Annotated in this window: 6 protein-coding genes; 2 read left to right on the plus strand and 4 right to left on the minus strand. The window is 69.4% G+C overall.

Features of this window, described 5'->3' with window-relative positions; genetic code table 11:
• The first annotated feature begins 151 nt into the window (after positions 1-151).
• Both Q7T84_RS17400 and Q7T84_RS17405 read left to right on the plus strand, forming a co-directional pair.
• Positions 152-571 carry a hypothetical protein gene (locus tag Q7T84_RS17400; protein ID WP_304811353.1) on the plus strand — a complete coding sequence of 140 codons (420 nt, stop codon included), beginning with the start codon at positions 152-154 and terminating at the stop codon, positions 569-571.
• A gap of 42 nt (positions 572-613) precedes the next feature.
• Positions 614-1,684: a GDSL-type esterase/lipase family protein gene (locus Q7T84_RS17405; RefSeq protein ID WP_304811355.1), complete on the plus strand. Its 1,071-nt coding sequence runs from the start codon at positions 614-616 to the stop codon at positions 1,682-1,684.
• Here the strand turns inward: Q7T84_RS17405 and Q7T84_RS17410 are convergent.
• From Q7T84_RS17410 to Q7T84_RS17425, 4 genes are all read right to left on the minus strand, one after another.
• On the minus strand, positions 1,674-1,850 hold the full coding sequence (locus tag Q7T84_RS17410) for a hypothetical protein (RefSeq protein ID WP_304811357.1): 177 nt from the start codon (positions 1,848-1,850) through the stop codon (positions 1,674-1,676). The genes Q7T84_RS17405 and Q7T84_RS17410 overlap by 11 nt on opposite strands.
• 73 nt (positions 1,851-1,923) lie before the next feature.
• The gene (locus tag Q7T84_RS17415) at positions 1,924-3,318 is read right to left on the minus strand and encodes a D-arabinono-1,4-lactone oxidase (protein WP_304811360.1); all 1,395 of its coding nucleotides are present in this window, start codon (positions 3,316-3,318) and stop codon (positions 1,924-1,926) included.
• Positions 3,318-3,662: a cytochrome c5 family protein gene (locus Q7T84_RS17420; RefSeq protein ID WP_304811362.1), complete on the minus strand. Its 345-nt coding sequence runs from the start codon at positions 3,660-3,662 to the stop codon at positions 3,318-3,320. The genes Q7T84_RS17415 and Q7T84_RS17420 overlap by 1 nt, the downstream gene beginning before the upstream one ends.
• A 76-nt stretch (positions 3,663-3,738) precedes the next feature.
• The coding region (locus Q7T84_RS17425) for an alpha/beta fold hydrolase (protein WP_304811365.1) at positions 3,739-4,159 on the minus strand (421 nt) is incomplete at its 5' end.

The following is a 4,159-nucleotide window of genomic DNA, read 5'->3' on the forward strand; positions in this document are numbered from 1 at the left end:
GCGCCCCGCGACGCCGACGCCCGCCATGGCGCCCGCGCCCTTGACCGCACGTCCAACGACGCCTTCGCCAGCACCAGCGGTCGCGCCCGAACCTACACAGGCGCCCATCACGATGGCCGCCCGTGCGCCGGCCAAGCCATCGCGCACGCCGATGTTCATCGGCCTGGGCGCCGGCCTCGCAGCCCTCGGCGGCCTGGTGGCGTACTTCATGCTGACCAGCGGCGATGCACCGCCCCCAGTCGCCCCTCCCCCGCCAGCAGCCGTCGCGCCGGTCCTCGCCGAGCCGGCGGCTCCCGTGGCGACGCCGGCGCCAGAGCAAGCGGCCGAACCCACACCTGCGCCGAAGCTCGCCCCGCCCGCGACGCCCGCCGCCGCTCCAGCGCCGCGTCGCGAGCCGCCAGCGGCCAAGCCGGTCGCGGTCGCCGCGCCCAAGCTGGACCTACCAGCCCCGGCGCCCGCTCCAGTCCAGACCATCGCCCCACCACCGCCGGTCACCACCGCGCCGTCCTTCACGCCGCGCCCAACCATGCCCGCGGATCCCGACGCGCCGATCGCCCTTCACCCCAACTGAGGGCGCCTCTACAAGGGTCGAAGCGAGAGCTGGGAGGCGCGTATGAAGTCCTTGTCCCTGGACGAGATCGAGCCGTTGTTGACCGGTCAGGTCGATGTGCGTCGTCGGCGCGATTCACTGCAGCCCCTGCGGCTGCCGGTCGCCGAGCTCGGCTTCTACGATCCGTTCAACCGCTGGGTCGGATCCTGCGCGGCGGCCTGCCGGGTGCGACTGTCGACCACCTCGCGCAGCCTGCGGCTGACAGCCACGCAGCGGCTGTTGGCGCAGCCGGCAGGCGACGAGCGGCGCGGCGCCTATGATCTCTATGTAAATGGCGAACTGTTCGGCCGCGCCTACGGACAGGGCGGGGCCACGATCCTGTTGGAGACCGGTACGCTCGAGGGCGACGAGGCTTTCGCAGTGGCCTTCGACGGCCTGCCGGCCGGCGAAAAGGTCGTCGAGCTCTGGTTACCGCAATCGGCCACCGTCTCGATCACCGGGCTTGAACTGGACGACGGTGCGACGGCGACGCCTGCCCCCGACCTTCGGCCGCGCATCCTGTTCCACGGCAGCTCGATCACCCATTGCATGGAAGCCGAGGGCGCCAGCAACGGCTGGCCGGCGGTGGCCGCGCGCCTGGCTGGGGTTGATCATCTCAATCTAGGCTGGGCCGGCTCTTGCCTGCTGTCGGGGCAGGCGGCCCGGATCATCCGCGACGCCCGCGCCGACGCCATCGTGCTGAAGCTGGGGATCAATGTCTTCGACGGCGGGCAGCTAAGGGAGCGGACCTTCCCGGATTCGGCCCACGCCATGATCTCGATCATCCGCGAGCGTCACAAGACGACGCCCTTGGTCGTCGCCTCGCCGATCTACTCTCCGGGCCGTGAGGACGAAGGATCGCAGGGCGGCCCATCCCTGGTCCGGATGCGGGAGTTGCTGCAGGAGGTGGTCGCCGCGCGGGTCGCCGCGGGAGACACCGCGATCCGGTATCTGGACGGGCTGTCGCTGTTCGGGGCGGCCGACGCGCATATGCTGCCCGACGACCTGCACCCGAACACCGAAGGCTATCGGCTGATGGGCGAGCGCTTCAACGCCCTGATGCTGTCAGGCGATCAAGCCCTGGTCAGGGCTTAGCGCCCGACCACGGCTTGGACTTGGCGGCCGACCGCGCGGAGGCGGCCTTCTCGCTGCGGTGGATACCGCCCTTGTTGTTCAGGTTCGCATTGGCGAAGCCACCTGGACGGTGACGCAGAGCGGACATGGCGGCGGCGGCAGGCTTCTCGACTGGTTTTTCGTTCATGCCGACAGCTTAGCACAGTTCCTACGAAACCCGGCCTCCGGAGCCCCCAGCCCCTCGCACCGGGCCGCAGGCCTCAAACGCCGAACAGTTCCTTCAGGTACGGATTGAGCAGCCGACCCTCCGGATCGAGCCGGCGGCGGACCTCCAGGAAGTCGTTCCAGTTCGGATAGAGCAGCGCCAGTTCGCGAGCCTTGAGGCTGTGCAGTTTGCCCCAGTGCGGCCGGCCGCCGTATTTCAGGAAGATCGGCTGGATCAGCTCGAACAGGAAGTCGTAGTCGTCCTTGTAGTGGCAGTGGACGGCGACCGAGCCGCGCGGCCCGCCCTGGAACGGCGAGAGCCAGACGTCGTCGGCGGCGATCCGCCGGACCTCGATTGGGAAGAACACATCGGGACGCTTGGCCTCAATGGTCGCCACGACGTCCTTCAGCGCGGTCAGGTGGTTTTCGACCGGCAGGTGGAACTCCATCTCGTTGAAGCGCACCGGGCGCTCGGTCGAGAGCAGCTTCCACCCTTGGTCGATGGCTTCCTCCGGCTTGGCCGAGCCGAGCAACGCCTGGGCGGCTGACTTGCGCAGCGGGGGCGAGAACCGCGTCAGGTTGCGAAGCTGCTTCAGCACCTCCAGGAACGCCGAGTCGGTGTCGGGGCCGCGCGCCTTGGCCGCAGCGTCGGTCTCGTCGTGCGAGATATTGGCGGCCAGGCCGGTGAACGGAACCGCGTAGAACTCGAAATTGCGGTGCTGCGCCCAGCGCTCCTCAGCCTTGCCCAAGGTCTCCTCGAACGACTCGACCCAGACCCGGCGATGCAGATTGCGGTTGGCGATGGTTTTCAGCCGGGCCTGGGTGATGACGCCCAGCGCGCCGAGCGAAACCCGGGCGGCCTGGAAGATGTCGGGGTTCTTGACCGCGTCACACTCGATGACCTCGCCCGACACCGTCGCCAGCCGTAGGGCGGTGACGTCGCCATGGATCGCCTGGATCTTCGCGCCAGTCCCGTGGGTGGCGGTGCCCAGGCATCCGCCCAGCGACTGCTTGTTGATGTCCGGCAGATTGGCCATCGCCCGGCCGCGTTCGGCTAGGGCCGGTCCCAGGGCGCCCAGCCGCGTGCCGGCCCAGACCACGGCCTCATCGCCCTGCCAACCCGATACCCCGGCGACATTGTCGAGGGTCATCAGCGTACCGTCGGTGGGGACGAGAGCGGTGAAGGAATGGCCCGCGCCCGCGACCCGCACCGGAGCGATGGAGGTCTTGAGCGCGGCGGCCACCGCGGCCTCGTCGCGCGGCGCGCTGCGGACGGCGGGATAGGCGTAGGCGATGCCCGACCAGTTGCGCCACAGCAGGTGGTTCTTGCCATCGACGCTGGGCGGGGCGGGCGGCTCGGGCTTGTCGCGGGCGGCCAGATAGCCCCCGCCGCCGGCCAGGGCGACGACGCCGGCGCCGCCAGCGACCAGGGCGGTGCGACGCGAGATCATCACTTGCCCTCCTTGCCGGCCATGAAGCGGGTCAGGGCCTTGAAATCATCGGGCGTGCACGAAGCGCATTGGCCCATGGCGGGCATGGCCTTGTAGCCCTGGACCACATGATCGAGCAGCACCGCCTCGCCCTGCTTCCAACGCGGCGCCCAGGCCTTGGCGTCGCCCACCAGCGGCGCGCCGGAGTCGGCGACCACGTGGCAGGCCTTGCAGGAGCCGGCATAGAGCTCCGCCAGGCGGGGATCGGCAGGCGCGAGACTGGCCGGGTCGGCCGGCGGCCCCGATTGGGGCGCGCAAGCGACAAGGATCAGGCTGGCCACGGCCAGCGAGGCTAGGTGCTTCAAGTGTCCCCCCAAAGGCGGCTTCCCGCTCTTCTATTTCGCGTCGTTCAGCGTCATTGCATCACGCGTGATCGTGATGTCACCCCAGCCGCCCGATCGCCTCGACCACGGCCGGGGTCTTCTCGACGATGACCATGTGGCCGGCCTCGGGAATCGAGACCAGCTCGGCGCCGGCAATCCCCTTCTTGAAACCGTGGGCGTAGAACGGCGGCACGAGGCGGTCGCTGTCGCCCCCGACGATCACGGTCTTGGCCTTGATCCGGTAGAGCCGCTCGACCAGGCCCCGCTCGGGAATCGGAAAGAGGATCCGCCCGGCCATGCCGAGTTGGCGGGCGTTGTTGACCAGATAGGTCTGCAGGAAATTGGGGTCCTCGACATTGCGCCCCGCTGTCATCATCGCCGCGCCGGCCACCGCGTCATGGAACAGGATCTGCGGCATCTCGAACGGCAGCAGCGAGAAGATGTCGGCGATCGGGTGGTCGTCGTCCCAGAGGCCGGCC

It is taken from the genome of Phenylobacterium sp., assembly GCF_030654915.1.
In the GTDB taxonomy this organism is placed as follows: Bacteria; Pseudomonadota; Alphaproteobacteria; order Caulobacterales; family Caulobacteraceae; genus Phenylobacterium.